Raw genomic sequence first — 16,597 nt, 5'->3', positions numbered from 1 at the left:
CAATACACAAGATTTTCTTCGGGGCGATCCCGCTAATCACGGTGCAATAACTCTCTTTTATCCGATATTTCTCTCCTGCTGTCGGATGGCTGCCGCATGGACCGGCAAAGTTCGCGACGCAGCACGTCCGGAGGATGGGAAAGTGTGTTCCGGGCAAGGTCGGAAACGGGTGGACGGAGCAGCTGTGAGGAACCGTTGCATCGGATAAATGCCGTTTTGGGGATAATGTCGCGCGGCGCCAGAATCGGTGCGACGTGTCTCGCGCTGTCCCTGGGAATGAGCGCGTGCGCCCAGTCCTCGGCGGTTTCCGGAGACCCTCCGGAGAGCGTCACGGCCCGGGTCAACGGCATGCTGGGCATTCACCCGTCGGCGTCGGGCTGCGAGGTCACCGCCACGCTCATCCCCTCGTGCGGGGCGTGGTGGGGAGTCGCACCGGAGATCTTCACCGGCCGGCGCCCCGGGCGGGCGCTGGAACGGATCGAGGAGCGCATGGGCCGCCCGGCCGACATCATGCACGTCTACCACCGGGGCTCGGAGCTCTTCCCGACCCCCGAGGAGCGGGAGATCGCCCGCGATCCCGCCGGTCGCAGGCTCCTGCTGGTCAACTGGAAGCCGTCCTTCGACCACACCTGGGCGGAGATCGCCGGTGGCGCGCTGGACGGGCGGATCGACCGGCTGGCCGACCACATCCTGAAGACCTTCCCCGAGAGGTTCTTCCTGACCGTCCACCACGAGCCGGAGAACGACGTGCGGCAGGAGCCGGGCTCGGGGATGACCGCCGAGGACTACGCCGCCATGTTCCGGCACGTGGTGCTGCGGCTGCGGCAGCGGGGCGTGCGCAACGCGGTCACGGTCATGACCTACATGGGCGCGCCCAACTGGGCGGCCAACCCCTGGTTCGAGGGACTCTATCCCGGAGACGACGTGGTCGACTGGGTGGCCATGGACCCCTACGTCGACGGCAGGGTGCACACCTTCGACGGTCTGATCAACAAGACCCGCGAGGACTTCGCCGGGTGGCCGGGGTTCTACCGCTGGATGCAGTCGCGCTTCCCCGGCAAGCCCATCATGGTCGCGGAGTGGGGCGTGTTCGAGCGCTACGGGCAGCCCGGGTTCAAGGAGTCGTTCTTCGCCTCGGTGCGCCAGGAGGTGCGGCGCTACCCGCAGATCAAGGCGCTGGTCTACTTCGACTCACCGCGCGCCCCGCGAGGGGACACCCGTTTCGACACCACTCCCGGGGGCCTGCGGGCCTTCTGCGACCTCGCCGGCGACCCCTACCTTCGCGCGACCACGGTGCCAGAGCAGTGACCACCCGGCCGCCCCGGCCGCGACGGCGCCGGCCAGGATCCAGAGCGTGGCGGTGTTTCCCACACCGAGCAGCTTCAGCGCGGACGCCAGCAGCACCACCGCGAGCAGGGCCCGGATGACCCCGCCGGGGGCCCGGGACGAGATCCGCGCGCCCAGATAGACACCGGGAATCGAGCCCGCCAGCAGCGAAGTGGTGACGTCGAGCTGAAAGTCACCGAACAGCAGGTGCCCCAGGGCGGCCGAGACGACCAGCGGGATGGCCTGGACCAGGTCGGTGCCGACGAGCTGGTTGGCCTTCAACGCGGGATAGAGCGCGAGCAACGCCACGATGATGAGGGACCCGGAGCCCACGGAGGAGATGCCGACCACCAGGCCACCGATCGTACCGACCAGTAAGGTCGGAAATGGGCGCACGACGATCTCCCCGAGGTCCGCCGAGGCCTCCTCCTCGCCGCGCGAGAGCCAGGCCTTGGCGGCCAGTCCCGCGACGGCCAGCAGCAACGCGCCCCCCAGGGCGTATTTGATCGTCTGCTGGATCTGCTCGCCGTCCCCGAACGCCCGGGCCACGAGCACCCCGCAGAAGGCGGCGGGCACCGAGCCGGCGCACAGCCAGCCGACCAGCCGGAGGTTGACCGTGCCCCGGCGCATGTGGACGATCCCGCCCACCGGTTTCATCACGGCCGAGGCGACGAGGTCGCTGGAGACGGCCGCCAGGGGCGGCACGTTGAACAGCAGCATCATCATCGGCGTCATCAGCGCGCCGCCGCCCATGCCGGTCAGCCCGACGACGATCGCCACGAGGAACGACCCTATGGCGAGGGGGAAGTCGATGCCCATCGGTCGTTCACTCCTTGCTCTGGTTGCCGTCGGTCGCCGCGCCGGCCCGTGGCCTCACCGGACCCACCCTCCCCCGACCAGCGGGTCCAGCACCTGCTGGACCGCCCGGTCCACGCTGATCGAGGTGGTGTCGATGACCAGGTCGGCGTCGTCGGGCTCCTCGTAGGGGTCGGAGACGCCGGTGAACTCGGGGATGAGCCCGGCCCGGGCCTTGGCGTAGAGCCCCTTGCGGTCGCGGCGCTCGCACTCCTCCAGGGGAGTGGCCACGTGGACCAGCAGGAAGTCGGCGCCGACGGCCTCGACCATCGCGCGGACCTCCTCGCGGGTGGCGGCGTAGGGGGCGATGGGCGCGCAGATCGCCAGCCCGCCGTGTCTGGCGGCCTCGGCGGCGACGAACCCGATCCGGCGGATGTTGAGGTCGCGGTCCTGCTTGGAGAAGCTCAGCCCCGCCGACAGCAGGTGACGGACCACGTCGCCGTCGAGGTAGGTGATCGTGCGGCTGCCGCGCTCCAGCAACGCGTCGCGCAGCCCGCGCGCGACGGTGGACTTGCCGGAGCCCGAAAGGCCGGTGAAGAAGACCACCAGCCCGCGCCGGTGCGGTGGCCCGGGAAGCGTCACGGGCTCCGGGCCGGCCAGGTGCTCGGTCGCGCCATAGGCCTCGGCCACGCGCTCGCGCAGCTCCAGGTCGATGCTGGGCTCCTCCCGGGGCGCCAGCGGCACCACGGCCACGAGCGTGTCCTCGGGCAGCTGGCCGCGGGCCTTGAGGGCGGCGCGGACCACCGCGGGACCGCCTTCGCCGAAGGCCAGGGGAAGCAGCAGGATCGCGGCGTCCAGCTCCCTGGCGGTCGCCCGGATCTCCTCCAGATCGTCCAGCGCCCCGCGCATGGTGACCGCCAGCACCTGCCGGCCGGCCAGATCCTTGCGGACCTCCAGGGGAGTGCGGCGCAGCCGGGCGAACGGCCCGTGCTCGGGCGCCTGCAGAGCCTCCAGCGGGCCGGCGACGAAACCGTCCTGCCGCTCGGTGACGGTCAGCACGGCCAGCGCGGCGCCCTCGGGATCGTGCAGCGTGATCCGGTCGCCGGCGGCGGCGGGGTGGTCGTCGGGCAGGGCGAACGTCACGGGCGCGGGCCATGGCGTGCCGTCCGCCAGCGCGCCGTGCTCCTGCACGGCGTGTGCGTCGGCCGAGCTCAGGAAGCCCGTCAGGGGCTGGAAGGCGCCGGAGAGCAACAGCTCCAGATCGGCCAGCTCACGGGCGTCGGGGGTCCACTCGAAAGGCGCCGTCATCTGCTCCACAATCCCGATCGAATTAGTCGGATTTCGTCAGCTTACCCACTCCGCTTCCTCCGCACCAGCCGGGTGGCCTGTCAGATCACCCGGGTGAAGTGGCTGTGGGGCTTGCGGATCACCATGATGATCTCATCGTGCGAGGAGGGCCGGCGTCCCCTGGAAAGGCTTTCCAGCACCGAGCAGGCGGCGCGGGCCACCCTGCCCATCGGCCCGCTCAGCGCGGGCCCGCTCGTCGCGGAGGTGTCGTCGGTCACCATGAGTCCCCGCGTCAGGCAGAAGGAGTGCATCCCCTCGCGCGAGGTGACCGGCCCGTAGAACGGGGGCAGCGGGCCCAGGGCCCCGGCCGGGACGAACCGGTGCCACAGCAGCCGCCGCAGCGCCGTGGGCGTCAGGCGGTCCAGCGTGCCGTAGGCCGAGGACCTGTCGCGCATCCGCAACAGCAGCAGGCCGCCCGGCCGCAGGCCGGTGAGCAGCCGGTCGAGCACCAGCTCGGGATGCTCGATCCGCTCCAGCAGGAACGACACGTAGACGATGTCGAACGACCGCGGCGGCACCGGCACCGAGCGCAGGTCGCCCAGCGCCCAGGAGTGCAGGTCCTTGCGCATGGAGGTGCTCGCCCGCAGCGCCGGCAGGTCCTCGTCGATCCCGGTGACCCGGGCCTCCACCTGGTCCAGCTCCAGCTCCAGCGGCTCGGGCCACCCGCACCCGGCGATCAGGACGTCGAGCCGACGACCTGACTGCGCGGTCCACTGCTCGCGGATCCGCCGACTGAACATGTCGTCTCGCGAGACGACCGACCGTACCTCTGACATGTGACTAAGAGTAGTCAACTCAACACGATTCGTCGCGCATTTCCCCCTTCCTGAGGAGCGATCTGCTTGCGGGAGGCCGGCCGCCGGGGAAGTAGCCTTGGGGAGTAACCCCCGTGCCCTGACGGCCGGGGGCCTGTCGTGTTGCCGTCGTGGGGCTGTGGGCGAAACTGATGAGCCTTTCCGGACTGCTGGACCTTGTCATCGAAGAGCCGAAGCTGGCTTCGGCTCTTGAGGACATCCGAGGGGGAGACTCCTCCGACGTGTCGCTGATCGCGCCGCCCGCACTGCGGCCGTTCACCGTGGCCGCGCTGGCCAGGGAGGGGGCCGGGAAAGGGACGCGGACCGTCCTCGCGGTGACCGCCACCGGGCGCGAGGCCGAGGATCTCGCCGCGGCGCTCACCAGCCTCCTCGATCCCGGCACGATCGCCGTCTTCCCCGCCTGGGAGACGCTGCCGCACGAGCGGCTGTCGCCGCGCAGCGACACGGTGGGCCAGCGGCTCGCCGTACTGCGCAGGCTGGCGCACCCGGTCGAGGGCGACGCCGCCGCGGGCCCGCTGCAGGTGATCGTCGCGCCGGTCCGGGCAGTGCTCCAGCCGATCGTGCGCGGCCTGGGCGACCTGCGTCCGGTACGGCTGCGCGCCGGCGGCGACGCCGATCTCGACGATATCGTCCAGCGGCTGGTGGAAAACGGCTACAACCGGGTCGACATGGTGGAGAAGCGCGGCGAGGTGGCCGTCAGGGGCGGCCTGCTCGACGTCTTCCCGCCGACCGAGGAGCACCCGCTGCGGCTGGAGTTCTGGGGCGACAGCGTCGAGGAGATCCGCTGGTTCAAGGTCGCCGACCAGCGGTCGCTGGAGGTGGCGGAGGACGGCCTGTTCGCCGCCCCCTGCCGCGAACTGCTGCTGACCGACGAGGTCCGGGAGAGGGCGCGGGAGCTCGCCGAGCGGCATCCCGCGCTGGCCGAGATCCTGGACCAGCTCGCCGAGGGCGTCCCGATGGAGGGCATGGAGGCGTTCGCGCCGGTGCTCGCCGGGGAGATGGACCTGCTCGTCGACCACCTGCCGGCGCAGGCGGCGGTGTTCGTGTGCGACCCGGAGCGCATCCGCAGCCGGGCCGACGAACTGGTGCGCACCAGTCAGGAGTTCCTGGAGGCGTCCTGGATCAACGCCGCGTCCGGCGGTGAGGCGCCGATCGACCTGGGGGCGGCGGCGTTCCGCACGCTGGAGGAGATCCGCGACCACGCGCGGGAGCTCGGCCAGCCCTGGTGGTCGATCGCGCCGTTCGGCGGCGACGACCTCGGTGACGGGCTGGCCCTGCGGGCGCAGGAGGCCGAGGCCTACCGGGGCGACACCCAGAGGGCGCTGGGCGACATCAAGGGCTGGCTGGACGAGGACAAGGTGGTCGTGCTGCTCAGCGAGGGCCACGGTCCCGCCGAGCGGATGGTCGAGCTGCTCAAGGGAGTGGACCTGCCCGCGCGGCTGGAGCCGGCACTCGACCGGGTGCCGGACGCGAAGGTCGTCCACGTCAGCACGGGCCTGATCGAGCACGGCTTCGTCGGCCCCGCCCTGGCCGTGCTGACGCACCTGGACCTGGTCGGGCAGAAGGCGTCCACCAAGGACATGCGGAGGCTGCCCTCCAAACGGCGCAACATGGTCGACCCGCTGCAGCTCAAGGTCGGCGACCATGTGGTGCACGAGCAGCACGGGGTGGGCCGCTACGTCGAGATGGTGCAGCGGACCGTGCAGGGCGCCACCCGCGAATACCTGGTCATCGAGTACGCCAAGGGCGACCGCCTCTACGTGCCGACCGACCAGCTCGACGAGGTCACCCGCTATGTCGGCGGCGAGTCGCCCACGCTCAACCGGATGGGCGGCGCCGACTGGGCCAAGGCCAAGACCAAGGCGAAGAAGGCGGTCAAGGAGATCGCCGGGGAGCTGATCCGCCTCTACTCCGCCCGGATGGCCTCACCGGGACACGCGTTCGGGCCCGACACCCCGTGGCAGCGGGAGATGGAGGACGCCTTCCCCTACGCCGAGACCGGCGACCAGTTGGAGGCCATCGACGAGGTCAAGCGCGACATGGAGCGCGGCGTCCCGATGGACCGGCTGATCTGCGGCGACGTCGGCTACGGCAAGACCGAGATCGCGGTGCGGGCGGCGTTCAAGGCCGTGCAGGACGGCAAGCAGGTGGCGGTGCTGGTGCCGACCACCCTGCTGGTCCAGCAGCACCTGTCCACCTTCACCGAGCGGTTCTCCGGGTTTCCGCTGAACGTGCGGCCGGTGTCGCGCTTCCAGACCGACTCGGAGGTCAAGGGGACGCTGGAGGGCCTGCGCGACGGCTCGGTGGACGTGGTGATCGGCACGCACCGGTTGTTCTCGCCGGAGGTCAGGTTCAAGGAGCTGGGCCTGATCATCATCGACGAGGAGCAGCGCTTCGGCGTCGAGCACAAGGAGGCCATGAAGCACCTGCGCACCCAAGTAGACGTGCTGGCCATGTCCGCCACGCCGATCCCCCGCACACTGGAGATGGGCATCACGGGCATCCGCGAGATGTCGACGATCCTCACCCCGCCGGAGGAGCGCCACCCGATCCTCACCTTCGTCGGCCCCTACGACAACAAGCAGATCGGCGCCGCGATCCGGCGCGAGCTGATGCGCGACGGCCAGATCTTCTTCGTCCACAACCGCGTCTCCAGCATCAACAAGGTCGCGGCCATGCTGCGCGAGCTCGTGCCCGAGGCCAGGATCGCCGTCGCGCACGGCCAGATGAACGAGCACCAGCTCGAAAAGATCATGGTGGGTTTCTGGGAGCGCGACTTCGACGTGCTGGTCTCCACCACGATCGTCGAGTCCGGCCTCGACGTGCCCAACGCCAACACGCTGATCGTGGACCGGGCCGACAACTACGGCCTTTCCCAGCTCCACCAGCTGCGCGGCCGGGTCGGCCGGGGCCGCGAGCGCGGCTACGCCTACTTCCTCTACCCGCCGGAGAAGCCGCTCACCGAGACCGCCCACGAGCGCCTGGCCACCATCTCCCAGCACACGGAGATGGGCGCGGGCATGTACGTCGCGATGAAGGACCTGGAGATCCGCGGCGCGGGCAACATCCTGGGCGCCGAGCAGTCGGGCTTCATCGCGGGCGTCGGCTTCGACCTCTACGTGCGCATGATGGCCGAGGCCGTACAGGAGCAGAAGGCCAAGCTGTCGGGCGGCCCCGTGGAGGAGGAGCGGCCGGAGGTCAAGGTCGAGCTGCCGATCAACGCGCACATCCCGCACGACTACGTGACCTCCGAACGGCTGCGGCTTGAGGCCTACAAGCGGATCGCCGGAATCGGCGCCGACGACCAGATCGCCGCGGTGCGCGAGGAGCTCGTCGACCGGTACGGCAGGCCGCCCCGGGAGGTGGAGAACCTCCTGGAGGTCGCCCGCTTCCGGATCCGCGCCCGCCTGGCCGGGTTGTCCGACGTCACCCTGCAGGGCCAGCACATCAGGTTCGCCCCGGTGACGCTCAGGGACTCCCAGCAGGTCAGGCTCCAGCGGCTGTACCCGAAGGCGCTGCTGAAGCAGGCGAGCGGTACGTTGCTGGTGCCCGTGCCCAAGACCAGGCCGCTCGGCGGTCAGCCGCTGCGCGACCTGGATCTGCTCAAGTGGTGCGGCGACCTGGTCGAGGCGATGTTCCTCGAGAACATGCCGGTAAAGTAAGCGACGTTTGTCGTGAAGGGATCGCATGTGAAGTCGACTCGAGTGCGCGTCATCCTGGCGGTCGCCGCCGCGGGTGTCGCGCTGACCGCCTGCTCTCCGACGCAGGCAGGCGCGGCCGCCATCGTGGGCGGGGAGCGGATCAGCTCCAACCAGTTGGACGGCAACGTGCGGGAGTTCGAGGCCGCGCTGGCCAAGGCGAACGTCTCCGCCTCGCAGCTGCAGTTCCCCGGCAGCGTCCCGCAGGTCGTGCTCTTCCAGCTCGCCAGCGCCAAGCAGTACACCCAGGTGGCCGAGAGCAGGGGCATCACGGCCACCGAGGCCGAGATCGACCAGGTGATCGCGGCCGCGGGTGGTCAGGCCAAGTACGAGCAGCAGATGCTGCAGCAGGCCATAGCGCCCTCGCAGTCGCGTGATTTCACCAGGGCCAAGCTGATGATGACCAAGCTCATGGCCAAGTACGGCGGCGGCACCGACCAGGCCGCCCTCCAGCGCGGCCAGCAGCAGGCGATCAAGGACCTGCAGACGGTGCGGATCAGCTGGAACCCGCGCTACGGCCAGATCAACGCGCAGCCGAGCCAGGAGCAGCCGAGTCTCTTCCTCGACAGCGGCCGCTTCGGCGCGAGCCCCGCGACCGCGGCGTCCCAGTAACCTCGGTGGCATGCCCCTGATCGTCGTCACCACCTCGCCCCGGGTCGCCCCGGGGCTGCTCAGCCGCCGCGCGTGGCAGGTTCTCGAGGACGGTCCGGTGCGCACCGGGTCGGCGGACCATCCGCACCTGCCCTACCTGGCCGAGGCCGGGGTCGTCGTCGAGGTCGTGACCCCGGATCCGGCCGCCCTGGTCCGGGAGGCACGCGAGGCGACCGTCGTGTGGCTGGAGGCCGACGAGGCGCTGATGCGCTCCATCGGTTACGCGGCGGTGGCCCTTGAGGATCCGCCGGTGATCGAGATCGTGCCCGGCTCGTACGACCTGCCGGGGGCGCGGGTGCTCGACCTCGTCGCGGTGATGGACCGGCTCCGGACGAACTGCCCGTGGGACGCCGAGCAGACTCACGAGTCGCTGGCGCCCTACCTCCTGGAGGAGGCCTACGAGGTGCTGGAGACCATCGAGGAGGGCGACCACGCCGCGCTGCGGGAGGAGCTGGGCGACCTGCTGTTGCAGGTGGCCTTCCACGCGCGGGTGGCGCATGAGCGCTCCGACGGGTTCGACATCGACGACGTGGCCGACGGGATCGTCTCCAAGCTCGTCCGCCGCCACCCGCACGTGTTCGCCGACACGCGGGTCGAGGGCGCCGACGAGGTCAACGACAACTGGGAGACCATCAAGGCGGCCGAGCGCGCGGCCAAGAACGGCGGCGACTCGGGCTCGGTCCTGGACGGCGTCCCGATGGGTCAGCCCGCGCTCTCCCTCGCCGCCCAGCTGCTGCGGCGCGCCGAGCGCGCCGGAGCCCCCGGCGCCCTCGCCGCCCGGCCCTCCGCCGACGACCTGGGGACGCGGCTGTTCGAGCTCGTACGGCAGGCGCACGCGGCCGGTCTCGACCCGGAGGCCGAGCTTCGCACCGCCGCCCGCCTCTATCGCGACCGGGTCCGCGCCTGGGAGTCGGGCGGCTCCGGCGACGCCTGAGCACGCCTCGGGGTCGTCAGACCAGGCGCCCGCTCGCGAACTGCATGAGCCCGTAGGTTCGGTGACGCACCCCGGAGAAGCCGAGCCGGGAGAGGGCGTCGGTGATCTCGCGGTCGCCGAACAGGCGAATCCCCGACAGGGTGCCGGCCACCTCGTTGAGCGGGCCGGCCGGTGACAGGCGCCGGGTCGTCATGACGGCGATCCGGCCGCCCGGTTTGAGCACCCGCGCCATCTCCGCGAGGGCGTCGAAGGGCCGGTCGAACAGGTAGAGGGCCGCCAGGCAGCACACCGCGTCGAAGCCCGCCGGTCGGAAGGGCAGGTCCACGGCGTCCCCGCGCACGTAGCCGACGTTTCCCGCCCGGGTGTCGCGCACCGCGCGGGCGAGCATCGAGGCCGAGGCGTCGATCCCCGTGACCAGCCCGTCGTCGACGTCCCCGGCCAGGGCACGCGTCACGTTGCCGGGACCGCAGGCCACATCCAGCACGTGGTCGGTGGGGCCGAGCGCGAGCACCGCCCGGACCAGCGCCGTCTCCTGCCGGGTGTCCGGCCCGAGCGGACCCTTCATCGCCCCGATCAGCACGGGGCGCCAGAAACGCTCGTAGATCCTCGGCAGGAATCCCGAACGCATGAGGCGTTGTGCCGGCGACTCGTCAACGGGTTCGTCGCCGAGCAGGTCCAGATATCCGTGCTCGGAGGCGGGAGCGGGCAGGGCCGGGTCCAGCAGCTCGCGTACCCGGTCGAGCGCCGTGAGATCGCTCATGCCTCCGATTGGATCACACGTCCCCTCCGGTGGGGATGGCGGCCGCCGTACCGGCAAGTAGGCCTCGGTAGGCTTCTGAGGCAAACTGTCCTGCGACTTTAGGAGCGCTTCGTGGCTTCCATCGAGGGCGTCACCGCCCGCGAGATCCTTGACTCCAGGGGCAACCCGACGGTCGAGGTCGACATCCTGCTGGACGACGGCAGCGAAGGTCGCGCCGCGGTTCCGAGCGGCGCGTCCACCGGCCAGTTCGAGGCCGTGGAGCTGCGTGACGGTGACGAGCGTTACGGCGGCAAGGGCGTCGAGAAGGCCGTTCTCGGCGTGACCGACGAGATCGCCGATGAGATCATCGGATTCGACGCGGCCGAGCAGCGCAGCATCGACCAGGTCATGATCGACCTGGACGGCACGCCGAACAAGGCCCGGCTGGGCGCCAACGCCATCCTGGGCGTCTCCCTCGCCGTGGCCAAGGCCGCCGCCGAGAGCGCCGAGCTGCCGTTGTTCCGCTACCTCGGCGGTCCGAACGCGCACGTCCTGCCCGTGCCGATGATGAACATCCTCAACGGTGGCGCGCACGCCGACACCAACGTGGACATCCAGGAGTTCATGATCGCGCCGATCGGCGCGGAGTCGTTCCGCGAGGCCGTGCGAATGGGGACCGAGGTCTACCACGCGCTCAAGGCCGTGCTGAAGGAGAAGGGCTACGCCACCGGTCTGGGCGACGAGGGCGGTTTCGCGCCCAACCTGCCCTCCAACCGCGACGCGCTCGACCTGATCCTGGTCGCCATCGAGAAGGCCGGCTACGTGCCCGGCGAGGACGTCGCGCTGGCGCTCGACGTGGCCGCCTCCGAGTTCCACAAGGACGGCGTCTACACCATCGACGGCAAGGGCCTGTCGGCCACCGAGCTGATCGCCTTCTACGAGGACCTGGTCGCCAACTACCCGTTGGTCTCCATCGAGGACCCGCTGAACGAGGAGGACTGGGAGGGCTGGAACGCCATCACCAGGGCGCTCGGCGACAAGGTCCAGCTCGTCGGCGACGACCTGTTCGTGACCAACCCCGAGCGCCTGGCCCGGGGCATCGCCGAGGGCACCGCCAACGCCCTGCTGGTCAAGGTCAACCAGATCGGCACCCTGACCGAGACCCTCGACGCCGTGGACCTGGCCCACCGCAGCGGTTACCGCTGCATGATGAGCCACCGCTCCGGTGAGACCGAGGACACCACGATCGCCGACCTCGCGGTGGCCACCAACTGCGGCCAGATCAAGACCGGCGCCCCGGCCCGATCCGACCGCGTGGCCAAGTACAACCAGCTGCTGCGCATCGAGGAGCTCCTCGACGACGCCGCCCGTTACGCGGGTCGCGCGGCGTTCCCGCGGTTCCAGCGGTAGTTTCGCACGATACGGTTTGCGCCCGATTCAGTCGGGCGCGAGCCGTACCGCGCGGGAAACCGCCCGGTGTCCGGCATCGGGGCCGTGGCACCGGGAAGTCCACCGGCGGTGCCCGGCCGCGCCGGGCCGCGCCGGGCCGCGCCGGGCCGCGCCGGGCCGCCGGACCCGAGCCGTCGTGCACGGCAGGGCGCAGACGGGGAAGACGGGGAGAGACGCATGGCGAAACGGCCGCAGCTGACGGGACGGGCCGCGATCCTCGCGATCGTGGTGTGCGCGATCGCCATGAGCCTCGCCTACCCGGTCAGGGCGTACATCGAGCAGCGCCGCCAGATCTCCCAGCTGCTGCAGCAGCAGACCAGGGAGCTTGAGGCCATCAAGGCGCTGGACGATCGCCGCAAGCAGCTCCAGGACCCCGGCTACATCAAGCGGATGGCCAGGGAGCGGCTCCACTACTGCGACCCCGGGCACAAGTGCTACGTCGTCATGGGCAAGCAGGCCACGGAGGGCAAGGGCACGACGGGGGAGAAGAAGGTCGTCAGGCCACCGTGGTACGAGACGCTCTGGGAGTCGGTCGAGGCGGCCGACACCGGTAAGGGCCACAAGGCGGCCGAGGCGACGGGGTGACCCCGATAACCTGGTCGTCGTCTTCTCAGGGGGTGTCACGAATGGTGGATGATCGCGACGTGGCGGCGGTGGAGCGGCAGCTCGGCCGGACGCCGCGGGGCCTGCGGGCGGTGGCGCACCGCTGCCCGTGCGGGCTGCCCGACGTGGTGGAGACCGCGCCCCGGCTGCCCGACGGCTCGCCGTTCCCGACGCTGTTCTACCTGACCTGCCCGAAGGCCGCCTCGGCGATCGGCACGCTGGAGACCTCGGGGATGATGCGGGCCATGCAGGCCAGACTCGCCGAGGATCCCGACCTGGCCCGTGCCTACCAGGCGGCCCACGACGACTACGTCGCGCGCCGGGACAAGGCCGCCGCCGACGCCGACCTGGAGCCGCTGCCCCGGGACATGCAGAGCACCGGGGGCATGCCCACCCGGGTCAAGTGCCTGCACGCCCTGGTCGGGCACGAGCTCGCGGTGCCCGGGAGCAATCCCTTCGGCCGCGAGGCGCTCGACGCGCTCGGCGAGTGGTGGGCCGACGGGCCCTGCTGCGCCGTCGAGGGAAGCGCGGAATCGGCCGTGACCCCGAGCACACACCCGGCCGTGACCCCGAGCACACAACCGGCCGTGACCCCGAGCACGGACCCGGCCGTGACCCCGAGCACACAACAGGAGACCTCGTGACCCGCGTCGCCGCCATCGACTGTGGCACCAATTCCGTCCGCCTGCTGATCGCGGACGTCCACGCGGACACCCTGACCGACGTCGAGCGGCGGATGGAGATCGTCCGGCTCGGCCAGGGAGTGGACCAGACCGGCAGGCTGGCCCCGGAGGCCCTGGAGCGCACGTTCGGCGCGATGCGCGGCTACGCCAAGCTCATCGACCAGCACGGCGCCCGCGCGGTCCGTGTGGTGGCCACCAGCGCCACCAGGGACGCCGCCAACCGGCAGGAGTTCGTGGACGGCGTGCGTGAGATCTTCGGGGTGGAGCCCGAGGTGGTCACGGGCGCCGAGGAGGCGGAGCTGTCGTTCGCCGGAGCCACCCGTGACCTGGTGCGGCTCTCGCCCGAGACCGGCCTGCCCACCCCGGACGGCACCCGCCCGCCGTACCTCGTGGTCGACATCGGCGGCGGCTCCACCGAGTTCGTCGTCGGCTCCACGCACGTGGAGGCGGCGTTGTCGGTGGACATCGGTTGCGTCCGGCTGACCGAGCGGCATCTGCGCGACGTGGGCACGCCGCCGCGGGCCGAGGTGATCGAGGCCATGATCGCCGACATCGACGACGCGCTCGACCGGGTCTCCCAGGACGTTCCGGTGGAACGGGCACTCACCATGGTCGGCCTCGCCGGCTCCGTCACGACCGTCGCCGCCATGGCGCTCGGCCTGTCCGCCTACGATCCGGAGAGAATCCACCATTCGCGAATTCCGGCAAATCGGGTAAATAGCGTTTCAAGGCGACTTCTGGAGATGACACACGAGGAGCGGGCGGCCATTCCCGTCATGCATCCCGGACGGGTCGACGTGATCGGTGCCGGCGCGCTGATTCTTGACCGGATTATGGAGCGGTACGGTTTCACCGAAGTCGTTGTCAGTGAACACGACATTTTGGATGGAATCGCCTGGTCCGTGTCTAAACCTTAACAACATCTGGACATTTCATATGTCTAGGGAGTATTGAGAGATCCTTCCGTTTTATGGTTAGGTAAAGAAGCTTTAGCGAGGCTTTGCCGTGGGGCCCGGCACAGCTGGTGTCGGGGCGGCAACCGTCTCCGGAGCGCACTTTCGTTCCTAACGAAACGGAGCATCCCCTCATGTCCGGACTAGCTCGTAAGCTAGCCGCCGTAGGAGCCAGCGCGGCCATGCTGGCGACCATGGCGGCGGGGCTTCTGGCCACGCCCGCAGCGGCGGCCAGCGGTTCCAACCAGGCAGGGAAGGCAGCCGCCTCCTCCCTCGCCAAGTCGAGGCCCGCGATCTCGGTCGGCAAGACCAGCGCCTCCCCCTCGCACTCCGACACGTGTCCCACCCGGGTGACCTTCTCTTCGAAGATCAAGGTGAGGACCCACGGGGGCAAGACCACCGTCGCCTACCGCTGGCTGCGTGGCAACGGCTCCAAGAGCTCGGTCAAGAGCTTCACCGTCAAGGGCAAGGGCCTCAAGAGCTTCACGGTGAAGGAGTCGTCGACCTTCAAGGGCGGTGACGTCAGGGGCTGGGAGGCACTCCAGGTCCTGTCGCCGCGCAAGGCCACCTCCAGCAAGGGCTACTTCAAGGTCTCCTGTGGCGACGACGAGTGGGACGGTGACAAGGAAGTCGTCAACACCGGCACCGTCGGCGCCCAGGCGTGGGTGGACGAGGGCAACTGCGAGGCGACCCTGGTCGGCCGCATCACCTCCTCCGGCCCGCGTTGGGTGCGTTACCAGTGGGTCGTCAACGGCCACGTCGTCGACCGCGACTCCGTCCACGTCGACGGCTCGCGCCGGGTCTACCACGTGATCAGGCCGCACGACGACCTGCGTGGCTGGGCGGTTCTGCAGATCATCGACCCGGTCGAGACCTCCTCCGCTCGCGCCTACTTCAAGATCTGGTGCGGGGACTCGTCGCCGGCGGTCTCGGCCTCCGTCGACGCCCCGGCGGACTACCAGGGTGACTGCCCGGTCACCCGCTCCTTCACCGGCACGATCAAGGCCTCCTACGGCCGTGGCACCGTGAAGTACCGCTGGATCCGCAACGGCGTCGCGGGCGGCTGGGAGAGCGTCTACTTCACCGGTGGCGGTTACCAGAGCCGCACCGTGAGCGACTCCTGGACCGCTTCGGCGTCCGGGACGAGCAGCCGCGCGATCGAGATCTACGGTGGCTCCACCAGCGGCACCGTCCAGGGCCGGGTCACCTGCAAGGCCGCCCCCGAGGTCAAGTCCTGGATCGAGAACGCCTCGGCCAGCCAGGTCGCGGGCGCGTGCCCGGCGGCCTCGGTCACCGGCACCGGCAGCGTCTACGCCACCGGCGCGACCACGGTCAAGTACGTCTGGACCCTCAACGGCAACGTCGTGAAGTCCGGTGACCTTGACTTCGCCTCGGCCGGCAGCAAGAGCGTCTCCTTCTCCAGCGCCTCGGACGGCACCAAGAGCGGGACCGCCAAGCTGGCGATCGTCGGCGCGGGCTCGCTGCCCGTGAGCTACGACGCCGTCTGCCCCGCCTAGTCAGAACCGGGACCGGCGTCTGACGCCGGACCTCATCCGAAACGAAACAGGCGGTGCCCGCATCCGGCGGGCACCGCCTGTTTCGTTTTCCTCGCCTCACCTCGCCCCCGCTCCATCCCGCCCCGCCCCCGCTCTCGGCGCTGGAGCCCGTACGGCCTCTGGTCGATCGCCCTCGTCCGATCGGGCACCATCGAGGGCATGACCTGTGTTCCTCCCGGATCCGGCTGGCCGGGCGACCCCGCCCGGCCGGACACACCCGTCGCCCACGACCCCGCCCAGGTGGGCGAGCTCGCCGGTGCGAGCCGTACCCTCGCCGAACTCACCGCCCGGCAGTCGGTCTGCCGGGCCTGCCCGCGCCTGGTGGAATGGCGTGAGGAGGTGGCGACGGTCAAGCGGCGGGCCTTCGCTGAGGAGACCTACTGGGGACGGCCCATCGCGGGGTGGGGGGAGGAGAAGCCGGAGGTTCTCATCGTCGGGCTGGCTCCGGCCGCGCACGGGGGCAACCGCACCGGCCGCATCTTCACCGGAGACCGCAGCGGAGACTGGCTGTTCGCCTCGCTGCACCGTACGGGCCTGGCGACGCAGGAGACCAGCGTCCACGCGGACGACGGGCAGCGGCTCGTCGGCGCCCGCATGCTGGCCGCCGTCCGGTGCGCGCCGCCGGCCAACAAGCCCGATCCGTCGGAGCGGGCCGCCTGCTTCCCCTGGCTGGCCCGCGAGCTCGCATTGGTCGCCGACAGCGTGCGGGTGGTGGTCGCGCTGGGCGGCTTCGCCTGGCAGGCGGTCTGGCCCGCGCTGAAGGACGCGGGATACGACCTGCCGCGCCCGAGGCCGCCCTTCGGGCACGGCGCCGAGGTGGAGATCTCTCGTGACGGGACCGTCGCGCACCTGCTCGGCTGCTACCACCCGAGCCAGCAGAACACTTTCACCGGCCGGGTGACCGCCGAAATGCTCGACCAGCTCTTCACCAGGGCAAACGTCCTACGCTCCTTGTGAAGTCGATCACAAGGAGAATATCGACCGATCTTTGGGGGAGAAGGTAGACGATTCCTCCCGATTGTGAAAAAAATCTCGGAACTTGTCCAAA

At 70.3% G+C, this 16,597-nt stretch carries 14 protein-coding genes; 10 read left to right on the top strand and 4 right to left on the bottom strand.

Features of this window, described 5'->3' with window-relative positions:
• Nucleotides 1-225 precede the first annotated feature (225 nt).
• Nucleotides 226-1,308 (top strand): glycoside hydrolase family 26 protein, encoded by a 1,083-nt coding sequence (locus ACQPYK_RS43785; protein WP_433259095.1) that lies wholly within the window; start codon nucleotides 226-228, stop codon nucleotides 1,306-1,308.
• Here the strand turns inward: ACQPYK_RS43785 and ACQPYK_RS43780 are convergent.
• The 3 genes from ACQPYK_RS43780 to ACQPYK_RS43770 form a co-directional block, all read right to left on the bottom strand.
• Nucleotides 1,192-2,145, bottom strand: coding sequence for a sulfite exporter TauE/SafE family protein (locus tag ACQPYK_RS43780; RefSeq protein WP_433245636.1), 954 nt, complete (start codon nucleotides 2,143-2,145; stop codon nucleotides 1,192-1,194). The two genes, ACQPYK_RS43785 and ACQPYK_RS43780, sit on opposite strands and share 117 nt — an antisense overlap.
• 54 nt (nucleotides 2,146-2,199) lie before the next feature.
• On the bottom strand, nucleotides 2,200-3,429 hold the full coding sequence (gene cysC / locus ACQPYK_RS43775) for an adenylyl-sulfate kinase (RefSeq protein ID WP_433245633.1): 1,230 nt from the start codon (nucleotides 3,427-3,429) through the stop codon (nucleotides 2,200-2,202).
• Nucleotides 3,430-3,509: 80 nt separating this feature from the next.
• On the bottom strand, nucleotides 3,510-4,244 hold the full coding sequence (locus ACQPYK_RS43770; protein ID WP_433245630.1) for a class I SAM-dependent methyltransferase: 735 nt from the start codon (nucleotides 4,242-4,244) through the stop codon (nucleotides 3,510-3,512).
• Between the two features lie 170 nt (nucleotides 4,245-4,414).
• Here ACQPYK_RS43770 and mfd point away from each other — a divergent pair, with 170 nt between their 5' ends.
• Genes mfd through ACQPYK_RS43755 form a run of 3 tightly spaced genes read left to right on the top strand, consistent with a single transcriptional unit; the run spans nucleotide 4,415 to nucleotide 9,566 of the window.
• Entirely contained in the window at nucleotides 4,415-7,945 is a 3,531-nt protein-coding gene (gene mfd / locus ACQPYK_RS43765) for a transcription-repair coupling factor (protein WP_433245627.1), read from the top strand.
• 27 nt (nucleotides 7,946-7,972) lie between these two features.
• Nucleotides 7,973-8,593: a SurA N-terminal domain-containing protein gene (locus ACQPYK_RS43760; protein WP_433245624.1), complete on the top strand. Its 621-nt coding sequence runs from the start codon at nucleotides 7,973-7,975 to the stop codon at nucleotides 8,591-8,593.
• A gap of 10 nt (nucleotides 8,594-8,603) precedes the next feature.
• Nucleotides 8,604-9,566 carry a MazG family protein gene (locus ACQPYK_RS43755; protein ID WP_433245622.1) on the top strand — a complete coding sequence of 321 codons (963 nt, stop codon included), beginning with the start codon at nucleotides 8,604-8,606 and terminating at the stop codon, nucleotides 9,564-9,566.
• Between the two features lie 16 nt (nucleotides 9,567-9,582).
• On the opposite strand, the gene ACQPYK_RS43750 is transcribed toward ACQPYK_RS43755, so the two are convergent.
• Nucleotides 9,583-10,326: a class I SAM-dependent methyltransferase gene (locus ACQPYK_RS43750; protein WP_433245619.1), complete on the bottom strand. Its 744-nt coding sequence runs from the start codon at nucleotides 10,324-10,326 to the stop codon at nucleotides 9,583-9,585.
• A gap of 111 nt (nucleotides 10,327-10,437) precedes the next feature.
• On the opposite strand from ACQPYK_RS43750, the gene eno reads away from it, so the two are divergent.
• The 6 genes from eno (at nucleotide 10,438) to ACQPYK_RS43720 (ending at nucleotide 16,506) form a co-directional block, all read left to right on the top strand.
• Nucleotides 10,438-11,715 carry a phosphopyruvate hydratase gene (eno, locus tag ACQPYK_RS43745; RefSeq protein WP_433245616.1) on the top strand — a complete coding sequence of 426 codons (1,278 nt, stop codon included), beginning with the start codon at nucleotides 10,438-10,440 and terminating at the stop codon, nucleotides 11,713-11,715.
• Nucleotides 11,716-11,931: 216 nt separating this feature from the next.
• Nucleotides 11,932-12,339, top strand: a complete 408-nt coding sequence (locus ACQPYK_RS43740; protein ID WP_433245613.1) for an FtsB family cell division protein — start codon at nucleotides 11,932-11,934, stop codon at nucleotides 12,337-12,339.
• A gap of 41 nt (nucleotides 12,340-12,380) precedes the next feature.
• On the top strand, nucleotides 12,381-13,001 hold the full coding sequence (locus ACQPYK_RS43735; RefSeq protein ID WP_433245610.1) for a DUF501 domain-containing protein: 621 nt from the start codon (nucleotides 12,381-12,383) through the stop codon (nucleotides 12,999-13,001).
• Entirely contained in the window at nucleotides 12,998-13,957 is a 960-nt protein-coding gene (locus ACQPYK_RS43730; RefSeq protein ID WP_433245607.1) for an exopolyphosphatase, read from the top strand. The genes ACQPYK_RS43735 and ACQPYK_RS43730 overlap by 4 nt, the downstream gene beginning before the upstream one ends.
• A gap of 170 nt (nucleotides 13,958-14,127) precedes the next feature.
• Complete coding sequence (locus ACQPYK_RS43725; RefSeq protein ID WP_433245605.1) at nucleotides 14,128-15,510, top strand: hypothetical protein; 1,383 nt, start codon at nucleotides 14,128-14,130, stop codon at nucleotides 15,508-15,510.
• A 198-nt stretch (nucleotides 15,511-15,708) separates the two neighbouring features.
• Nucleotides 15,709-16,506 carry a uracil-DNA glycosylase gene (locus ACQPYK_RS43720; RefSeq protein ID WP_433245602.1) on the top strand — a complete coding sequence of 266 codons (798 nt, stop codon included), beginning with the start codon at nucleotides 15,709-15,711 and terminating at the stop codon, nucleotides 16,504-16,506.
• Nucleotides 16,507-16,597 lie beyond the last annotated feature (91 nt).

It is taken from the genome of Streptosporangium sp. CA-135522 (assembly GCF_050949235.1).
Lineage (GTDB): Bacteria > Actinomycetota > Actinomycetes > Streptosporangiales > Streptosporangiaceae > Streptosporangium.
This window is presented reverse-complemented; position numbering and strand designations above follow the sequence as displayed.